The following is an 18,727-nucleotide window of genomic DNA, read 5'->3' as shown; positions in this document are numbered from 1 at the left end:
CCGGATCACGATTTCTCCCCCGGCCATACTAGCGGGCGCCTGCAATCCGCCGCTTCCGATGGTACCGCCGCTGAAAGAATTGATGGTGAGGTATCCGCTGTTGGCGGCGTTGCTGTTGGGATATCTTCCCATGGCCTGCAGGACATTGTCAATGACCACGGTAGATACTGTAGAGGAAACTTCAGGGATAGAAGCCTCGTAGACATTTCCGCCGAGTGACACCCAGTCTTTGATTTCCCGGAATCCTGTCAAAATCGGTTTTTCACCCGAGCCATAACTTCCGAAAGAGATCGGTGCACCCNAGACATTTCCGCCGAGTGACACCCAGTCTTTGATTTCCCGGAATCCTGTCAAAATCGGTTTTTCACCCGAGCCATAACTTCCGAAAGAGATCGGTGCACCCGCGGTACCGGATTTGGTGATGGAGATGGTACCCTGAAAGGTATCTCCGTTTTTGAACAGGATGTTGTCCCCGGGCTGAAGGGAACTGAAAATTGAGTTCAGTTTTTGAATGCTCCTCCATGGGGTATTCTGATTTTGGGCCTGAGTGCTGCTGTGAGCATCATCGCCAAGAGTAGAAGAGAAATAATAGGTCGAAGGGAAAGCGTCAAAACAAAAAGAGAAAAACAAAGTGAAGAGAGTGGCTTTAAAAAGGTTAATAAGTAGTTTATCCATAGTGTAATGATCTTAAAACAGTTGCTGGGGGCGATAAATTATATTTGTTGTTAATTTGATTACTGATTATTAAGTACTGTTAACAGTGACGATTTGGGCAATACTAAGCCTTTGGAATTATCCATATTAATCCCATCTCTGTTGTGCTTAAGGAAAATTTTCTAAGTTGGTAGTTCTCGGTCTTTTTAAATAATTGATTGCCTTTTGGAGACTTTGAGATGTTTTTATTACATAATTTCAATCTCACTATGATCCTTCGGTAATGTTGGTCTGATTTCTTGTTAAAGAATTGTTGAATTCTACATGACTAAATCCACCAAGCCTTTTGTAGAATTCTGTTTCTCTTATTTTAGGATTTATTTTTTAACTCAAAAATCTAAGCTTTCCCAAATAAACTTTATTAGTTAATCTACTCTTTCAGTTTTAGGGCTTAAGCCCTATTGCTGAATTAATACCCTGATCTTGGGAAGGAGAGTGTGCAAAAGTTTTTGCCTTAGGAAATTAACCTAAGGCTGTGAATTTGGAAATAGGATTATTTTTGGGTGACGCTGATGAATGTCATTGCTAACATTCAATTTTGGGCGATGCAATTTTCTTTTCTATGACCATGCCAATTTTAAAAATCATGTTAAAGCTCTGTTTAAGTCTAAAAAATGTATTTCATATATTTAAAATTGAATTTTATTATAATATATAAAATTATATTTTAGTTTAATTTTGTACAAAATGGCCTTACTTTAATCATATTGAGTAGAAGATCCCCATACATGACTTCTTTTATGAAGTATATACAATGTATTTAGTTGTTTGTATGATAAATCTAATTTGTTGAAAACTTAAGTCCACTATAACAACCTAAAATCAAAGTCTTGAAAAGCTGAACACATATGATTTCAATGAATTTTTTATGAAAAAGTGTAGAATTATTTGTACAAATCAAGGATGATTAAAAAGAATGAATTTTTTAACAAATTCTAACTCATCTCTTATCATAAAAGTTCGCTGTTGAGTAGATCTTTAGCAGATTAAATTTACAAGTAATAACTTAGAAAAGTTAGGATGTGTATACTAGGTAGGTTGTAAACCTAGTAGAGCAGAAAAATACCTATCGAAATTGTAAAATTAAAACTATAAAAAATAAGTGTCTAAATAAATCTTTGCAGGATTCTGTTGTAATAAAGTATAAATATAAAAAGGATGAAAAAAATAGGGTCTAGTTATAATTAAATCATACTTATTTCTAGTTGATTTTAAAAAAAATTGTTGCTCGTCTAAAATAATGATTAAACTAATTTATAATTATTTATAGTTCATCTGAATTATCACTTAGATCATGGCAACCTACAATTTTAAAATATTCGACCAATCTGAATATGTTGGATCCTCTGCTGCCGATAAAAATTTCACCATTTCTGGCAACTTCCAATTCAGTCAATAAATCAATACCATGCTTACGTTTTGCCTCAGGAGAACTATTATTGAAGGTTTCTTGATCATGACCAGTAGAAATTGGATCACTTAGGGTATAAATGTCGAAATCTGGAAATTTTTCCTGAAGTTCCAAGAAAACATTATAATCGTCGGTCATAAGAAAAATTGTTTTAATGGACGGATCTAAAACATTCAGTTTCTCTACATATTCTTCCACCTCATAGGACCTATCTTCCATTGTTGCCTCAGCAACTTTATCGCCTCTTCTTATATGGAAGACAGCATAATTTTCTAAACCATCAAGATTTTGTTTTTGCTTTATATTTTCAATTGCCTTAGCAGTTTCGGGTGTAAATTTCCAAAAATCCAGTAAGATTTCATTCATTTGGAGGATGAACCCTTCTCTATCTGAATTTCTTTGATTGAAATTGAATTGTCGAATTTCATCGAAAACCTCAAACATCAATTCACTTTTTATACCTAGAAGCATTTTCATTTTTTTAAATGAATAACTTAATATGTTTTCTTTGAAAACGTTTTTCTCTTTGTTTTTACCAATGAAGAGTTCTAATGCTTGGTTGGTCAATTCAGAAAATCGGTTTTTCCTAAAAGAATAGGTAAGGGGATTGATAAAACCTTTATAAAGAAATAGGAGTAAAGAAATTTTAGGATCTTTGAATTCTTCAAATATGAAGTAGTCTTTTAAACCCTCATTGTATTTAAAATTCCAATAGGTTGAAATTACTCCAAAAGAAATATTTTTCTGTTTGGAGTAATTTATCGAGTAAATCAAATTATTTATTTCAGATCCGAAACCTCTTAGAGTAAGGATCCAAACTAAGTGTTTTTTGTGGTTTTTGTTAACTAGATTAGACATCATTTAATGTTTTAATAGAGTAGCTTTTGGCTAAGGTTTTGACAGGGGTAATGAATTTTGCAATCACAAAATTATGAATAATTTTAAATAGTTAGGGTTAATGAATTACGGTTCATTCCTTGATTTTAGCAGGACTATTGAAGAATAAGGTGGTATTTCAATTTTTTCGATTGACCTATTTCCTCTAATATCAACATATGTACCAAGAAGTGAAATGGATTTAGGATTTCTGGAGTGATTATATTCTAGTAGGAGGGATGAATCTAATTTCGAAGTCTTTCTTTCAGAGGGATTGATATTTAAGGTATTAACTTGGCCTATTGAGGAGTTTTTATCCAAATTGAATTTCGTATTCCATGCTGAAACATCAATAAGTCCATTAATTTTAGGTGTCTGTAGAAATATTGTTTTCGAATTACTTAGTGGTCTAAATAATATGTTTTTATCAAATTCTCCAATCTTGGATAATTCATCGAAATTAGTTCTAATATAGTAGTGAATTTGAGATGCAGTAGTAGCTAGAAATTCATTATTCTGGACGACAATATTTTCAGATGAATCATCTAAGTCATCACTTTTTAAGTAAATGGAATACCCAGTATTTACTATTTTGTTATTGATAATGTTGATGTGATCAGCATTATTCAAAAATATGCCTTTCCCTTTAATATTTGCAATGGTATTGTTTTCTATATCAACTTCACTAACAAAAGTATCCAGATAAATCCCTTCAACGTAGGGCAGGTCATTAATACCATATGGTTTTGTACCAGCAACTGCTCCTATTCCATTGATAATGATGTTTCCAATTATTTTTCTATTTATAAATGGTGTTTTAGATGGTCCGGTAAATGTGTAGATTCCGCCTCCATCATCTTTAATAAAGCAAAAAGTATCTATTAAATTATTTTTGATGTTTATATTATCGCCACTAAAATTTATCCCGTTGTATCCGCATTTAAAAAATTTGTTTTCTTCAATTAGGACATTTGAAGTTTTTTCACTCATATAAATTGCCTGGCTTTGCATTTCTCCATTTTTACCCATACCAGCAAAATTAAATATGTTCTCAAAAGTACTATTTTTGATGACTAACCCGATGTCATTCCATCCTAAAAATACACCGCCGTTCAATGAGTTCTTAATTGTCGAATTTGATATCGTTATATTTTTTGTAGAAACTGCGTCTATGGCGTTTTGCCCAATGTATGCTAAATTACAATTCTGAAAAATTATATTTGATGAACCTTTTAGACTGATTAAATTTTTATTGGATCCTTCAATATTAATATTTTCAAAAGAAATATTATTTGCTGTATTTTGAATACTAATTACCTCAGATAAAGTTACAGCCTTTATGTCTTCATCTATAGGGTTGCCTTCATGATATATTAACAATTTTTTACTATTTGTGTCAAAATACCATTCTCCATGTTGATCTAGCGTTGATGGATGATTTTGAATAAAGAATCCATATCCAATCATTGGAGCTATTTCTTTTTCAAAATCTAGGTAGTCAATGCTATTACCAGTATTTGTACTTATGGTGTGTCTATCAATTATCCAATTATTCTTTCTAATGACTATTTCTCCCCCAGCATAGTTGGCGGATGTTTTAAAATTAGAACTTTCTATGTGCCCTTCTTTATATGCACTGATTTTAAAATAGCCACCATCGTATTCATTTTCATTCGGATACCTGCCAAGAGGATAGATTTTGTCATTAATGATCACTGTACTTAAAGGTGATTCCATTTCTGGAATATGTGACTCGAACAAATTATCTCCTTTTGAAATCCAATTAGTAATTTCACAAAATCCGGTTAAAGTCGGATTTTCACCTGAACCATATTTTCCGAAATAAACTGGTGATTTGACGGTTCCTGATTTAACTATGTTGATGGTGCCATGAAAGCGATCATCATTTTTAAATAAAATACTGTCTCCAGGTCTAATTATATTTAACAGGGTATTTAGCTTTTGAATGCTTTCCCACGGTGTTTCAGGATTTTGAGCTTCCTGTAAAGATCGTTTATCATCTCCGTCTGAAGATGAGAAATAATATGTGCTGGCTCGGCCGGAAGCACATATCAACAACAGTAGGACTATAATGAAAGGTTTACGTAACATCCTCGATATGTTAATGAGATAATTCAATTAAAATGTTGATAAGATTTAGTTAATCTAAGAGAATAAATTTATAAAATTAAGTCTTCAATAAAATTGTTAATTGTTCTATTGTGCTTTTCGGGAACGTTTGATTCGATTTTTTTAAATTCCTCTTTTAATGTCGTAGAGTCTGAATCTTTTTCAAATAGTATCACATTACTGTCCGTGAAATAATTATTTCTTCTCACGAAAGGATTGTTGGTAATGATTTTTGTTTGTGAACTTAATGCTTCAAAACACCTTATTGTGATACCTGATTGTGCTGGATGTGCAAAATCTATCGTGAAGTCAGATTCATTTAATACTCTAATATACTCGCTATATGGAAGGGGTTTAAAAGAGATGTGTTTCCAGAATTTGAAATATAATATTGGACTTTTTACGAAATTTTGGAGAAACGTTATAACGTTTTGTTCGTATATAAATACAAATTTATTTTCTACTTCTAAATTTGATAAGACCTTATTTATATATTCAAGACGATCGGAATGGTTCCTGACAATTGCTGAGAGTTTGTAACTGGACACTTTTCTTGTATTGTTTTCAGGCATTGAAGAAAATAATTCTATAATTGGTATATCATGTTTATCTCCATCACGATAGTCAAATGTATAAAATTTATCAACATGCCTTAACCATTTTAATGGGGCGTCGTAATAATTGAATGAATCAAAACTATAGCCAATTACCTTTGTGGATACATGTTTAAGAGCTTTTAGTAATGATGGACTTATTCCTCTTCCTTTTATTATGAGTACTAAATCGTAAGAATTACCATCTACAAAATTTTTTATAATTTTTTTTTCTGTTATTGTTCTTAATAAGGGGATTTTGAGTTTTCCCATAATCTTACCCAATGTGTTATCGGGGTATTCATCGTTGCTGACGACCACATCATAATCATATGAGGCTAATGTTTTACTTAAGTATTCCGAATAAAAATAGAAAGATTGTGGAGAAATGAGTAAACATTTTTTTCTGTTATTGTTTTTTTCCATTATGATAAGGAATAATTGATGACTTAGACAGTAAACCCATAGTTTATTTATATAGACCTTTATTTTTCATTTCATTAATCGAAACTTGATAGTTGTCTTCTTGTACTTCTTGGTCTTCGACCCAATTGCAAAAGCTTTTTATTCCTTGTGAAAAAGAGAATTGAGGTGTGAAATCTAATATATCCTTAATTTTCTGTAAATCTCCATAATTATGTCGAATATCACCTTTTCTAAAGTTGCCTGTTATGTTTATCTCAATGTCTGAATTGTAGTTATCCTTTAAAAGTTTAGCTACGGTCATAACATCGATGGGTTTATCCGCACCTACGTTAAATACCTCGTAATCAGCTTCTTTTTTTAATAAACCTAACATGGTTGCATTGACTACATCTTCAATATAAACAAAGTCTCTACTCTCTTTGCCATCTTCAAAAATATTCAGATTGTTATTGTTTTTAATCTGAGTACTAAAAATTGATAATATGCCTGTGTAAGGATTTGATAATGATTGTCCTGGTCCATATACATTCTGATATCGAAAAGCAACTGCTGGAATGCCTAAGGATTTTCCCATGGTGAGCACCATCTGTTCTTGTACTTGTTTTGTTATACCATAAATAGAAGTTGGGTGAATTTTGGAATTCTCATCAGTGGGAACTAATTCTACTTTGTTATTGCAAATAGGGCATTTGCATTCAAAGTCACCCTTCATCATATCCTCATCTTTTCTAGCATTGGGATAGACAATATTATGTTCATTGCATAAATACTTTCCTTCACCATAAATAGCTCTGGAAGAAGCTACTACAATTTTTTTCACCTTATGCTTTGAATTTGTTAGAAGGTCTAACATTAATGAAGTCCCGCTAATATTTACATCGACATATTTTTGAATTTCGTACATTGACTGACCAGTACCTGTCTCTGCAGCTAAATGCACAATTGCATCCTGATCTTTTATTGCTTCTTGCCAATCACTCTTACTGGTTACTGTACCTTGGATAAATTTGATTCCTGAGTTTAGAATGGATTTGTAGGTAGAAGAATCTTTTTCCGGATTTGATCCATGTATTTGCTTGGATAAATTATCTAATACGGTAACATTATAACCCTGTTTAGTTAACTTTAATCCTAAATTGGAACCTATAAAACCAGCTCCACCTGTTATCAAAATATTTTTCATAATATATTTTTCTAAATTTAATTTTTCTGTAAGGTATCCCAATTGGAAGTTTTAAACTTCCCGCTCCATAGTTTAATCAAGACCAAATCAATTAGGGACAAAGGTTTTCTTTTCTTTTTGTTTATCGTATTTATAGCTAAAAGAAGCTGATTGGCTAGAAAGTCATAATTGTATTTTTTAATTTCCAAATTCGCTTGTTGAGACATGCTAATTTTTTCCTCAGTACTTAATTTGATATACTTTAAAATCGCTTCAGTGATTTGCTCTGAGTCATATGGATTAAATGCAAAACCATTAATTGAATCTTTAAGTAGCGTGTGTCCTGCATTGATTTGGTCACTCAGAATGACTGGTAAGCCGGCTGCCATTGCCTCATTTACAACCATTGCCCAACCTTCCATATAGCTAGGTAAAATAAATACATCTGATTGGGAAAGAATATTTGCAATTTCACCTCTTGTCTGGTTTCCAGTAAAACTAACTTCTTTTAATTCTAGCTTGTTTTTGAGATTTACCAAGTTTTCATATTCTGGTCCATCGCCAACAATAGTCAATGAGTATTCAGGTTCAACTTTTTCTATAGTTTTCCAGCAATTCAGCAAAGACTCAAGGTTTTTAATGGGCACTAATCGAGCAACACAGACAATTTGTTTGGTATTTAAAAATTGTTGCTCTCTTTTGGGTAAGAAATAATTGTTATCTATACAATTTAAACCATAATATAGTTTTTCCTTTTTAATTTTCCATTTTGAATACTCTAAGTCATAATCAGTTGAAGGTACTAAAATGGCTTCCGCTAGATCTGTTAAACTTAATTTTATGAAGTTCACTAAAAAATTCCTTTTGTATAAGGAGTGTTTGGAATCATCAAATAGGATAACCTTCTTCTTTCTTTTATATGCCCACCTCATTCCAATTGCCCCAGATGTAAATGCGATTGGTCCACAGACTAGCAAATCTGGATTTAAGGAGTCCAAATGATTCATTATCCTTTCACTGACCATTTTTGTTGATAGTTCACTGAATTTTTCTGTTTCAAATAAACAATCCCACCATTCTTCTTCATTCCCAGAATTGTCAAAGGAATAAGCTGATTCTTGGCCAAAAATTTCAATAACATGAACTTGAATATTTCTCTCACGGAAAAAATTCTGTAAAAAGTATAACCTTCCTCTCCAGTATACCTTAAAATCATTATGTAAAAAAACTATTTTCATAACCTTCATTTATCTGTTTAATCAACAGTTATTTGTTTGATAATTTATATCCTTAGATAGATATTTTGTTGTATGTATTCTGGACATGAAGTGAATTTCACTTTTGTAAAAAAATAGTTTAATATTTAGCTGTTACTAAGCTTTGAGGTTATTTTGGTTAATTTATGATTCAGTATTCTTTTGCTAAAATGATTAAATGCTATATAATTGAATGTAAAACAAAGTAGAAGTCAAATGTTAAGTTACTCTTTAACGTTTGACTTCTCTTTTTTCAAATTATATCAAGAAATAGGTTGTATTCTTGGTTGGAAACCCCTATTTATATTTAACTTGTAATTAGGCTTTCTCTTCTTTGTTGATCGTGATAATTTATAGTTTCTACCGTATTTTCAATATTTTGCTTGGAGGAAGCACCGAACAAAATTGATTCAACGTTGGGTAAATTACTAACATATTCTAATGCTTCATTTGCTGGAATAGCTCCTCCACCAAGAACTTGCATGGCAATAACTCTGCATCTTCCTTCTCTCAGCGTTTTTTCATACAATTCTTTGCCTCCTGACATTCTAAAGTTAACCTTATTTATAGATGTGCAAATAATAGGATTTGAAATTCCTCCTTTTTCTAGTACATCCAAAAGCTTTGGCAAATTCATTGTGATAAAACCAGGTTCTGCGTTGTACTTCTGTCGTACATGTTTAGCAAATCCGATTAGCAAATCTTTCATTCCCAGTCCCAATAGAAGGTCAGTTATTACATTTTGCAGAAAGATCACTGGTGTATTAATTCCTTTAAACATCTTCATTTCTGCATCAATCAATAATTCCATGATCGAAATGAAATCCTTGGATACATAAGCAACACCACCTTTAAATAAAGTGCCTATGAAATTTCCTGGCAGATATTGTTTCAATGTTCCTGTTATACCCAGTTCAGTTACCGCATTTGCATATTTGTGCGCATAGGGCATGCATGGGTAGATTTTAAAGTCTTGATATTTTTTTGGGTCTTTACGGATAATCTCACAAATATTGGCGATTCTATCATGGGTTGTACACATGAAGGTGTTTATGCCGGCTGCTCTTGCAATATCTAATGTTTTGATGATTGCAGAATCATCTTTGAATTTAATTGACTGGGCACGAGATTTTTCGTCAGAAATATGATTTACAGCAAAAAACTGATTGTCTCCAAAAATTATTCTTTCCATACTATTATTTGCTTGATTGGTTCTTAATTAATGAAATGGATTTATCTGTTTTCCACCCACTGTCAAATGTATTAATTTCATTTTTTTCCTCTCCGGTCACAGATTTTATGAAATAATCGATTTGAGCTGAATACTCTTCACCTCTCAGGTAAAAGTCTACCTCATCTGTAAGATCCGTTACATACTTCACGTTCCATCCTTTTGAATATCCCTTGGGAAATTTATTACCCTTAAAATAGACCTTTAATTCATTGGCATCTGATTCAATTTTACCCTCGGTTCCCATGATGGTGATTGAAGTTGACATTTTTCGATAGGTTTCATCACTCCAATTCACAGAAATAACTCCAGATACTCCAGATTTTGAACCAACTAATGCATAAACTGAATCGTCGACATTTTTAGAATAGACAGATTTAAGGATTGAGCCTTTACAAGATTCTATTGGAGAAATAATGTCGTTAATTAGATCAATAACATGAGAAGCATAATCCATAAGACATCCACCCCCTTCATTAGGATCAGACCTCCATGTTTCACTCTTTTTCTTAACTACAACAGGCCCATAGGCTTCACCTTGAAAATGTGTAATTTCGCCTATAGCTCCATCACTGATAAGCTTCTTGACTTCTCTAAAAGTCCCAACAAATTTATTGTGGTAGCCGACCTGATTTACAACACCAGCTTTCTTGGCAAGCTGAGTCAATTCATTACTTTCTTCAGGGTTCAAACAAAATGGTTTTTCAGTAAACACATTTATACCCCTGTTTAAAAGTTCCTTCACCATAGGGAAATGGAATTTTGTGGGTACTGAAACAAATACTGCATCAGGACGAGCTTCCTCTACCATTGTCAAGTAATCAGAAAAACATTTATAACCACTGTATCTTTCAAGTACTTGCACAACCATTTTCGAAGTATCGCAAACTCCTACTATTTCTACATTCGGATGTGCCCCCAAAATTGAAAGATGGGATAGTCCCATTTTCCCTGCTCCGATCAAAGCAATTTTTACCATTTTTTTAAGTGTATTTTATTGTTTTTATTCTTTAATTCAATCCGTATGAGTGAAAGGATAAATGGGTTATTTTTTATTCAAAGTACTTTAATTAATATTTAAAAAGCAACATAATGTATGTAAAATTAATATTGCGATAAAATTGATATCGGTTTTTAACCGGTTAACCATCAGTTAGATTAGCTTTTCTTTTAAAAAAAAAAAATTTATCAGCTAGGAGAATTAACCACCATCTAACTAAAACTATTCTGTTCTTATTCACATAAATTTCAGATCGTAAGGTACTTAAAGTTCCTCAAATATTCCAAAATAGATTTCTCCAAAATGGAAACTATCCCATTGTAAAGAATTCATTTACAGTCTTGCCAGTTGGTCCTAAATCTAATTAGGTATTTAGGATAAGAATTTCAATAAAAATGCAATTTTAGTTTAAATACATGCTTTTCAGTTAAATCATCAGAAATAGCAAAAATAAGAAGGTAAGGTCTTGCTAATTAGATCTCTCTAAAATAAGCATCAGGATCATTAGCCTGTATGTGACCAATGCCATTCTAATCTTTTTTGGGTGTCTGTTTTTTTATTGGTATCGCATACCTTTTTGCGCCTACCGAGAAGGGGTATCTCTTTAAATTTTTATGAGTGTCAGTGGAATAGTTCTTTTCAGTACTTTGTAAAGAAGGGAGTATACTTAATTGGTGGTTTTTGTAAGACTGGGTACACAGTCTTTTTTTACTTTTCATGACTAGCTAAAGTGTAGCAAAATCAAGCAGTTGGATAATTTTTTCAAATGGTTTATTCACTCTTTATATAGTGTCCACTTAGATTTTGCTCTTGAAAAGGTGGTGAACTTAGCCTCAGTCAGTTAGAGAATACTTATAAGCAGTATATTCTTGAATTTACTTTAACCTTTTTGAAGGGACTTCACCTAGCTTGCCTTATTTGAGCTAGTTTCTAGATGGCCTGTTCCAATCGCTTCCTGTACTTCAATTCTTACTTCTAGTGACTGATATTTATAAATGAAAAATGGAATTGTTCAGGTGCCTCGATAAGGAAACATTCCATAGGGTAAGGATCGCTGATCCTATTTTATTTTTTCGATGTGCTAATAATTAGATTTCAGCTGATTAACTAGTCTTCTCAGTAAGCAGATAAGTTTCGCTCAGATGGTAAGCAACTTGGTATGGATGCCTACACCACTGCTCTCAATGTAGCCTGTAACAAGAAATATAGCTCCACAAGGTAGAGTTGAGTGTAAAGTTTACCAACTCAAATCCTAAAATCGCACTAGCCAAGAATAATATCCTATTAAAAATGCTTTTCATTTTTCAATACTTATTACGGGGTTAGAATAAAAGTTTCGTCGCGTATGACCTGTAGGATTATAAAAAATACTCTCAATAGTCACATTTTCAGCGTTTTTTAAGCTAAAAGTAGCGTTTGTAACTAGCTATTTATTGGAATATATGCAATCATTTAAAAATCTATTTTTTCATTAAAAATGTATTTCAAATAAAAAATAATGTAATTCATTTGGAAAATCGATCATTTATTGCCTAGATTTACACCATGGAAATGACGGAAAAATCTGACCAGACGTCGTTTGAGATAATTTTTAATAAATAAAAAATAGTTATTGTCATGGCTACTACAATTTCAAAACTTAACAACCTTGAAAACTTTTCTATTAGTGCCGATTTTATCTTTAATAGGTATTCGGTCAACCTTTTGGATAGTTCTCAGATTATTGCCAAGAGAATTTTCGAAATTTTGTTGGTAAGTATTTTCCTCTTCTTAATTGCAAGTTGGTTGTTTCCAATAATTGCTCTGATTATTAAGATGGAATCGAAGGGGCCTGTTTTTTACAAGCAACTTAGGCATGGCCAGAATAATGTGCCGTTCTATTGTCTGAAGTTCAGAAGTATGAAATTTGAACCAGAAACTGATTTCAAACAAGCAACTAAGGGTGATTCAAGAGTTACTAAAGTGGGTGCTTTTCTTAGAAAGAGCAGTTTGGATGAGTTACCTCAGCTATTGAATGTGTTGATGGGGGAAATGGCAATAGTTGGTCCAAGACCTCATGCAATTCCTATGAATAAAGAATTTGCTGAAAAAATGGAATATTTCATGTGCAGACATATGGTTAAGCCTGGCATTACTGGTCTTGCACAAGCGAAAGGCTTCCGTGGCGAAATCATTGATTTATTTGACATGAATGCTCGATTGAGATACGACTTGTTTTACATCAAAAACTGGAGTTTCTTATTTGACATCAAAATAATTTTATGGACTTTTTATAGTTTGATTTTCATCAACAAGAATGCCTATTAATATTAGTGAAAGGCTAATTTCAGAACCTCTTCGGGAAACTCCTGAAGAGGTTTTTTTTGTTATGAGTAGATAGCTAAATGGTGAAAGTTCCCAAGAGTCTTGACAGAAGAGGGCAGCTAAAAGCAAGGGGGCATTGTGATGTAAAATCTTTCTAAGTCGCTGACACCATTCCAGCCTGTAGAAGAGAAGCTACATTTGGGCCTATGGAGGCTGGGAAAGCTTACACCAAAATCCTATGATGTCCACACACTTTAAGGTAAATGCAGCAGGCTAATGGAGTGAGTTATCTTTTTTAACCAGAGAGATTTCCTAGAGGTGTTGTAAGCTAGGATAAAACAAGTAGTAAGGTAGTCCTGAGAATTCAGCATAGTCCAAATTGAAGGGTATACGAACCATGTAAACCTTAGAGGCCATGAACGGTAGGTACTGTATTGTAGCAGGTCGAAAAGGGGACTATTCCCCTGTTTACTAACTGATTCATCCTTTGGCAATATCTTGGATTACATCACGTTTGAATTCTTTCTTCTTATCCATTAAAGATCAGCTTGAAGGTAGTTCCTTCGCCCTGAGTGGAGCGTACTTGTATATTGCCTTTGTGGCGACGCATGATTTGTTTGGAAAGACTCAAGCCAATTCCCGAGCCTTTGGATTTGGTTGTGAAGAATGGGATGAAAATCTTCGATAGCGCTTCTTCATCGATACCTTTTCCAGTGTCTGAGACTTCAAGGATTATTTTCCCTGCTTCATCTATAAATGCCCGAAGAAAAATTCGTTTTACTTCTGAATCCTCTAATGCTTGAATGGCATTTTGAGTGAGATTAATAAGTACTTGCTCGATCTGGGTCTGGTCTCCAAATAGAATTAGTTCCTTTGGATTAATCTCCTTAATCAGTTCAATCTGAAATGTTTCCAGTTGGTTTTGTAGTAAGACCACCAATTGATCAAAAAGTTTTGCGATTGCGATACTGGAGAATTTTGGAGTAGGGATGTGGGCCAGGCTTCGGAAGTCAGATACGAAACTGATCAGGCCTTGGCTTCTCTTCTCAATAGTACTTATTCCCATTAAATAATCCTCCATTTCTGCAGGGGTTATTTGCTCCACATGCTCTATTTTACCTTCCATTTCACTTTGGATAGTTCCAGCCAAAGAAGAAATTGGTGCAATGGAGTTCATGATTTCATGAGTAAGGATTTTAACAAGATTTTGCCAGGCTTCCATTTCCTTTTCCTCCAGTTCGGACTGTATATTCTGAAGTGATACTAATTTAAACTTTTCCCCGCGCATCAGCAGTTCGATCACATAAACTGAAATCTGCATAATTCCGTCCGGATGCGCTATTTTAATTAACTCACTTCCACCAGTCCGCAGGTTATTGATCGCTAGGTGTAACTCCTTATTAATACCTTCAATTTCTCCGATGTTTTTCAATTCTTCTACATCGAGAATTCTCTTGGCAGCAGTGTTCACGATCTGAATTTCGCCATTTTCTCCAAATGTGATCAGTCCTATACTAAGGTGCTTAAAAACGGATCTGAAATACTGATAATTAGCTTCTTTCTCGGCTTGATCTTCTTTTAACTTTGCGAGAATCGCATTGAATTCTATATGAAGATCATCAGTCTCTGTCCCGTCAAATTTGACCGGGTAGAGTTGTGAGTATTTATCCTGTTTGATGTTATCCAGAAAAATGCGCACTTTCTTGAAGGAGCCCTCTGAATAACGCAGCAAATAAATGATTTGAAATACTACCAATACAAGGAAAAGGGAGATCATAAAGACTCCCCAACTATCAATGATAGCATAGGCAAGAAGAAAGAGTGAAGCTGCCAAAAAGGCGATTCTCCCAAATAATCCTACTTTATAGTCCATATTTTTCCAGCCTTCTGTACAAGGATGCTCTAGTCAGACCAAGTTCCTTAGCTGCTTTTGAGATGTTACCCCCGTTTTTGTCTATGGCTCTCTGAATGGTGGTACGCTCCATATCATCGAGATTGAGTGTCACGGAAGCTGGGGCTTTGTCTGAAGCAGGCTTAGCAGAAAGAAAGAAGAAATCCCTAGAATCCAATACTTCGCCTTCTGCCATAATGATTGCCCGCTCTATAGCATGCTGAAGTTCACGGATATTGCCAGGCCATCCATAGTGCTGTAAAAGGTCCATTCCTGCGGGGGTAAATCCCGTGAAGTTTTTACGGTATTTCTGACTATAGCTTTTAAGAAAATGATTTGCCAATACAGGGATATCATCTTGTCTTTCTCGAAGAGGAGGGAGGAAAATTTCAACCGTGTTAATTCGGTACAATAAATCTTGGCGGAAAGTATTGTCTGATGTGCTTTCGTGTATAGGCATATTCGTAGCACAAATCAGTCGGATGTCAACCGGAATCGCCTTGTTGGTACCTATGCGGGTAACTTCCCTTCGTTGTAGCACTGTCAGTAGTTTTGATTGAAGTGGAAGGGATAGGTTACCAATCTCATCCAAAAACAAAGAGCCCTTATCAGCTATTTCAAATCTACCTGAGCGATCGTCTTTAGCATCAGTAAACGCACCTTTTTTATGACCAAAAAGCTCAGATTCGAATAATGTTTCTGTGATAGCTCCCATATCCACACCGACGAAAATTTCATCTTTTCGAAGTGATCGATCGTGAATAGCACGTGCGATAAGTTCTTTCCCCGTGCCATTTTCTCCCAAAATCAACACGTTTGCATCTGTCTGAGCCACTTTATCTATGATTGAGAAGATGTTTTTCATGGAAGCACTTTGACCGATGATATCGTTATAGGGCTTTTTCATGTCAGTCTGCATCTGCTTTTGTTTTTTCTGCAGCTTGTCGACTTCATTGTAGCTTTCCTTCAGCCTAATGGCGGCAGAAAGTGTCGCGATCAATTTCTCATTTTGCCACGGCTTCAGGATGAAATCTGTAGCGCCTTCTTTGAGAGCTTGTACGGCCATCTCCACATCACCAAACGCAGTGATAAGGATTACTACGGCTTTCGGATCTATTTCTTTAATTTGCTTTAACCAGTGAAAACCTTCTTTACCAGAGGTAGTATCCTCGCGGAAATTCATATCAAGGAGGATGACATCGTAGTTATTGTTATTTACCAAAAAAGGGATTCTACGAGGATCCTTTTCTATCATAACTTCTTTTGCATGCTTTTTCAGAAGCATTTTGGCGGCAAAGAGTAAGTCCTCATTATCATCGATGATAAGAATCTTGCCTAAATCTTGAGTTTCCATGGTTAATTGTTTGGTGTTTTTAAGGGGAAAATGATGCCAACCCCAATATAAGGCCATATACTAGGTTTTGGTTATAAAAGTGTCCAATAGTGTACGGTTTTATACTAAAATCGGACAATATTGATTGAGTTTTCTCCCTTAATAGATTTATGTACCTTTGTACTTTACTAAAACAAAAGACTATGCAAGCTAAAAAAGGAGATGCAGTCCAAGTGCATTATACTGGTAAATTGGAAGATGGTAGCGTATTTGATTCTTCAGCAAATCGCGAACCGCTAGGATTTACATTAGGCGATGGGAATATGATTAAAGGCTTTGATACGGCGGTTGACGGAATGAAGTTAGGAGAGAAGGTGACAGTGACCATTCCTGCTGCAGAAGCCTACGGTGAGCGCAGAGATGACATGGTGATAGATGTGCCTATCGCACAAGTTCCTGCTGATATCAAGCCTGAAGTTGGATTGCCATTGACTCTTCAGGGGGGGGATGGGCAGCCTATGCCAGTTACTGTAGTAGGTGTGGATGCTGAAAAAATTACATTGGATGCTAACCATCAATTGGCAGGAAAAGATTTGATCTTTGATATCGAGTTGGTAAAAGTCAATTAACTTATCTGAGTTTATATAATTCGAGAAGGCTGTTTCAGAGATGAAATGGCCTTTTTTTTGATTAATGACATTTTGCAGGTAGGTTTTCAATTGTAACATCAGAAAGAAATGCTTACTTCCGGGACTTTAGCCACGATGGGATAGAGTAGAGCCTTATTTTGTCCTTGGATACAAGGGCAAGCCTTTCTTGACCGATTTGAAGGTAAGTTGCTTCTGAATCATCTAGCTGAGCGAGAGATTTTACTTCGTTTGTCGATAAGGAGATCGTCATCAGATGATCTCCTTCTATCCAAAGCAAATGCTCTTGGTAATAGCACAATTTGTTGATACCTGTCATATCTATTTTCCGCATCAGGTTCCCTTGATTGTCAAAAATGAATACGCCTGTATCAGGTACATTCATAAATAGCCTATTTTTGAATTCTCTGATTTCTGCGACTTCCAGTATGTTAGTAGTTAGAATCAAATTCAAAGGCTGGCTTTGAATGAGCAGATTTCTAAGATAGTCAATTGATTTGAGGCTTAGATCAGATTCATCCCATATCCAAAGCACATTATTATTGCCCAATGTAGCAGCTTTCGCAAGATTCACTTCCGAAAGAACAAAGCCGTCTTCTGCCAATGTTTTTAGGAAACGATCTAGAATTCTATACTGCTGCAGATCGGACGAAAAGCTAAAAATATTTACTGTCCAGGCAGCTTCCAATTGATTTAATCTCCCTTGACGGGCAGGGGAAAATAAGTTGAGATGCTTGCCTTCAGCGCTGAAAAGATAAATGTCACCAGATGTATTACTGGCAAATAATTGATCCTTAGTGTCGAAGGAAATCAGGTCCAGATTTTCGAGCGATATTTCAGCAAGAGGAACACCTAATTTTGCTGGATTTTGTGCAGATACAAAAAGCGGCAGAAGCAAAATTATAAATAATCCTAGCGATCTCATCCTTTGAAAGTTTTGAGCTTTGCTTCCAAACCGTCAAATGCAAGGTAGGTGTTTTGGGTGACCCATTCCCCGAGGTTGAAATAGGTGGCATTTTGCCCTACTTCTAACTCAAGTGGTAAGTGTCTATGCCCGAAAACATACAAATCATGATGTTGCTTTTCTTCCAGTTCCTTGCAATAAGACCAAAGCCACTCATCCTCTCCAAGAAAATGACTTTCATCTTTTTGGCTATTGGTAATGCGGCTATGACCGGACCAGCTTTTTGCAAGTTTCATTCCGAGGTCTGGGTGAAACCACCGGAATAACCATTTGGCGAATGGATTAGAGAATACCTTTTTCAAAAATTTGTAAGAATTATCCCCAGGCCCCAAACCATCTCCATGGCCTACCAAAATAGATTTTCCTTCTACTTTCAATTCAATAGGATGAGTGTAAACTGGGATGCCAAGTTCTACTGTGAAATAGTCTTTCATCCATAGGTCATGATTTCCTGTAAAAAAAACAATAGGAATACCACGTTCCCTTAATTGGTGGATCTTTGAAATAAATGGAATAAAACCTTTAGGAATTACTTGCCCATACTCGAACCAAAAATCGAAGATGTCTCCCACCAGAAAGATGGCTGCCGCATCGCTAGAAATGGAATCCAGCCAACGTATGATTCTTTTTTCCCTGACCTTACTTTCTACTTCATTTGGTGCTCCAAGATGAAAGTCAGATGCGAAGTAGATCCTTTTTCCTTTCAGTGGAAAATCCAGCGGAGTTGATTGCATAACTAAAGATAAACGTGCGGATACAAAATCAAAAAAGCCCCGAGCATATCGGGGC

At 34.7% G+C, this 18,727-nt stretch carries 13 protein-coding genes; 2 read left to right on the top strand and 11 right to left on the bottom strand.

Going from position 1 to position 18,727, the window contains the following annotated elements:
• Window positions 1-1,978: 1,978 nt before the first annotated feature.
• From SYJ56_RS12180 to SYJ56_RS12150, 7 genes are all read right to left on the bottom strand, one after another.
• Entirely contained in the window at window positions 1,979-2,983 is a 1,005-nt protein-coding gene (locus SYJ56_RS12180; RefSeq protein ID WP_323834423.1) for an O-fucosyltransferase family protein, read from the bottom strand.
• Between the two features lie 105 nt (window positions 2,984-3,088).
• A complete protein-coding gene (locus SYJ56_RS12175; RefSeq protein ID WP_323834421.1) occupies window positions 3,089-5,113 on the bottom strand; it encodes a right-handed parallel beta-helix repeat-containing protein in 2,025 nt (674 codons plus the stop codon).
• Window positions 5,114-5,181: 68 nt separating this feature from the next.
• Window positions 5,182-6,150, bottom strand: a complete 969-nt coding sequence (locus SYJ56_RS12170) for a WaaS/CpsH family glycosyltransferase (protein ID WP_323834420.1) — start codon at window positions 6,148-6,150, stop codon at window positions 5,182-5,184.
• A 43-nt stretch (window positions 6,151-6,193) separates the two neighbouring features.
• Entirely contained in the window at window positions 6,194-7,375 is a 1,182-nt protein-coding gene (locus SYJ56_RS12165; protein WP_323834419.1) for an NAD-dependent epimerase/dehydratase family protein, read from the bottom strand.
• A complete protein-coding gene (locus SYJ56_RS12160; protein WP_323834417.1) occupies window positions 7,351-8,550 on the bottom strand; it encodes a glycosyltransferase family 4 protein in 1,200 nt (399 codons plus the stop codon). Before SYJ56_RS12160 ends, SYJ56_RS12165 begins: the two co-directional genes overlap by 25 nt.
• Window positions 8,551-8,875: 325 nt before the next feature.
• Window positions 8,876-9,760: an aldo-keto reductase family protein gene (locus SYJ56_RS12155; RefSeq protein WP_323834415.1), complete on the bottom strand. Its 885-nt coding sequence runs from the start codon at window positions 9,758-9,760 to the stop codon at window positions 8,876-8,878.
• 4 nt (window positions 9,761-9,764) lie between these two features.
• On the bottom strand, window positions 9,765-10,778 hold the full coding sequence (locus SYJ56_RS12150) for a Gfo/Idh/MocA family protein (RefSeq protein ID WP_323834413.1): 1,014 nt from the start codon (window positions 10,776-10,778) through the stop codon (window positions 9,765-9,767).
• Between the two features lie 1,638 nt (window positions 10,779-12,416).
• Between SYJ56_RS12150 and SYJ56_RS12145 the strand changes: the two genes are divergently transcribed.
• Window positions 12,417-13,106, top strand: coding sequence for a sugar transferase (locus SYJ56_RS12145; protein WP_323834411.1), 690 nt, complete (start codon window positions 12,417-12,419; stop codon window positions 13,104-13,106).
• A 526-nt stretch (window positions 13,107-13,632) separates the two neighbouring features.
• Here the strand turns inward: SYJ56_RS12145 and SYJ56_RS12140 are convergent.
• Window positions 13,633-14,976 carry a sensor histidine kinase gene (locus tag SYJ56_RS12140; RefSeq protein ID WP_323834409.1) on the bottom strand — a complete coding sequence of 448 codons (1,344 nt, stop codon included), beginning with the start codon at window positions 14,974-14,976 and terminating at the stop codon, window positions 13,633-13,635.
• Window positions 14,966-16,348, bottom strand: coding sequence for a sigma-54-dependent transcriptional regulator (locus tag SYJ56_RS12135; RefSeq protein WP_323834407.1), 1,383 nt, complete (start codon window positions 16,346-16,348; stop codon window positions 14,966-14,968). The genes SYJ56_RS12140 and SYJ56_RS12135 overlap by 11 nt, the downstream gene beginning before the upstream one ends.
• Before the next feature lie 182 nt (window positions 16,349-16,530).
• Between SYJ56_RS12135 and SYJ56_RS12130 the strand changes: the two genes are divergently transcribed.
• Window positions 16,531-16,956: an FKBP-type peptidyl-prolyl cis-trans isomerase gene (locus SYJ56_RS12130; protein ID WP_323834405.1), complete on the top strand. Its 426-nt coding sequence runs from the start codon at window positions 16,531-16,533 to the stop codon at window positions 16,954-16,956.
• Window positions 16,957-17,068: 112 nt separating this feature from the next.
• On the opposite strand, the gene SYJ56_RS12125 is transcribed toward SYJ56_RS12130, so the two are convergent.
• Together SYJ56_RS12125 and SYJ56_RS12120 are read right to left on the bottom strand one after the other, a co-directional pair.
• Window positions 17,069-17,899, bottom strand: coding sequence for a hypothetical protein (locus tag SYJ56_RS12125; protein ID WP_323834403.1), 831 nt, complete (start codon window positions 17,897-17,899; stop codon window positions 17,069-17,071).
• A complete protein-coding gene (locus tag SYJ56_RS12120; protein ID WP_323834401.1) occupies window positions 17,896-18,672 on the bottom strand; it encodes a UDP-2,3-diacylglucosamine diphosphatase in 777 nt (258 codons plus the stop codon). The genes SYJ56_RS12125 and SYJ56_RS12120 overlap by 4 nt, the downstream gene beginning before the upstream one ends.
• Between the last annotated feature and the right edge of the window lie 55 nt (window positions 18,673-18,727).

This window comes from Algoriphagus aurantiacus (genome assembly GCF_035156405.1).
Classification (GTDB): domain Bacteria; phylum Bacteroidota; class Bacteroidia; order Cytophagales; family Cyclobacteriaceae; genus Algoriphagus; species Algoriphagus aurantiacus.
Note: the sequence above shows the minus strand (reverse complement) of the source record. Positions and strands in the feature narration are given on the sequence as shown.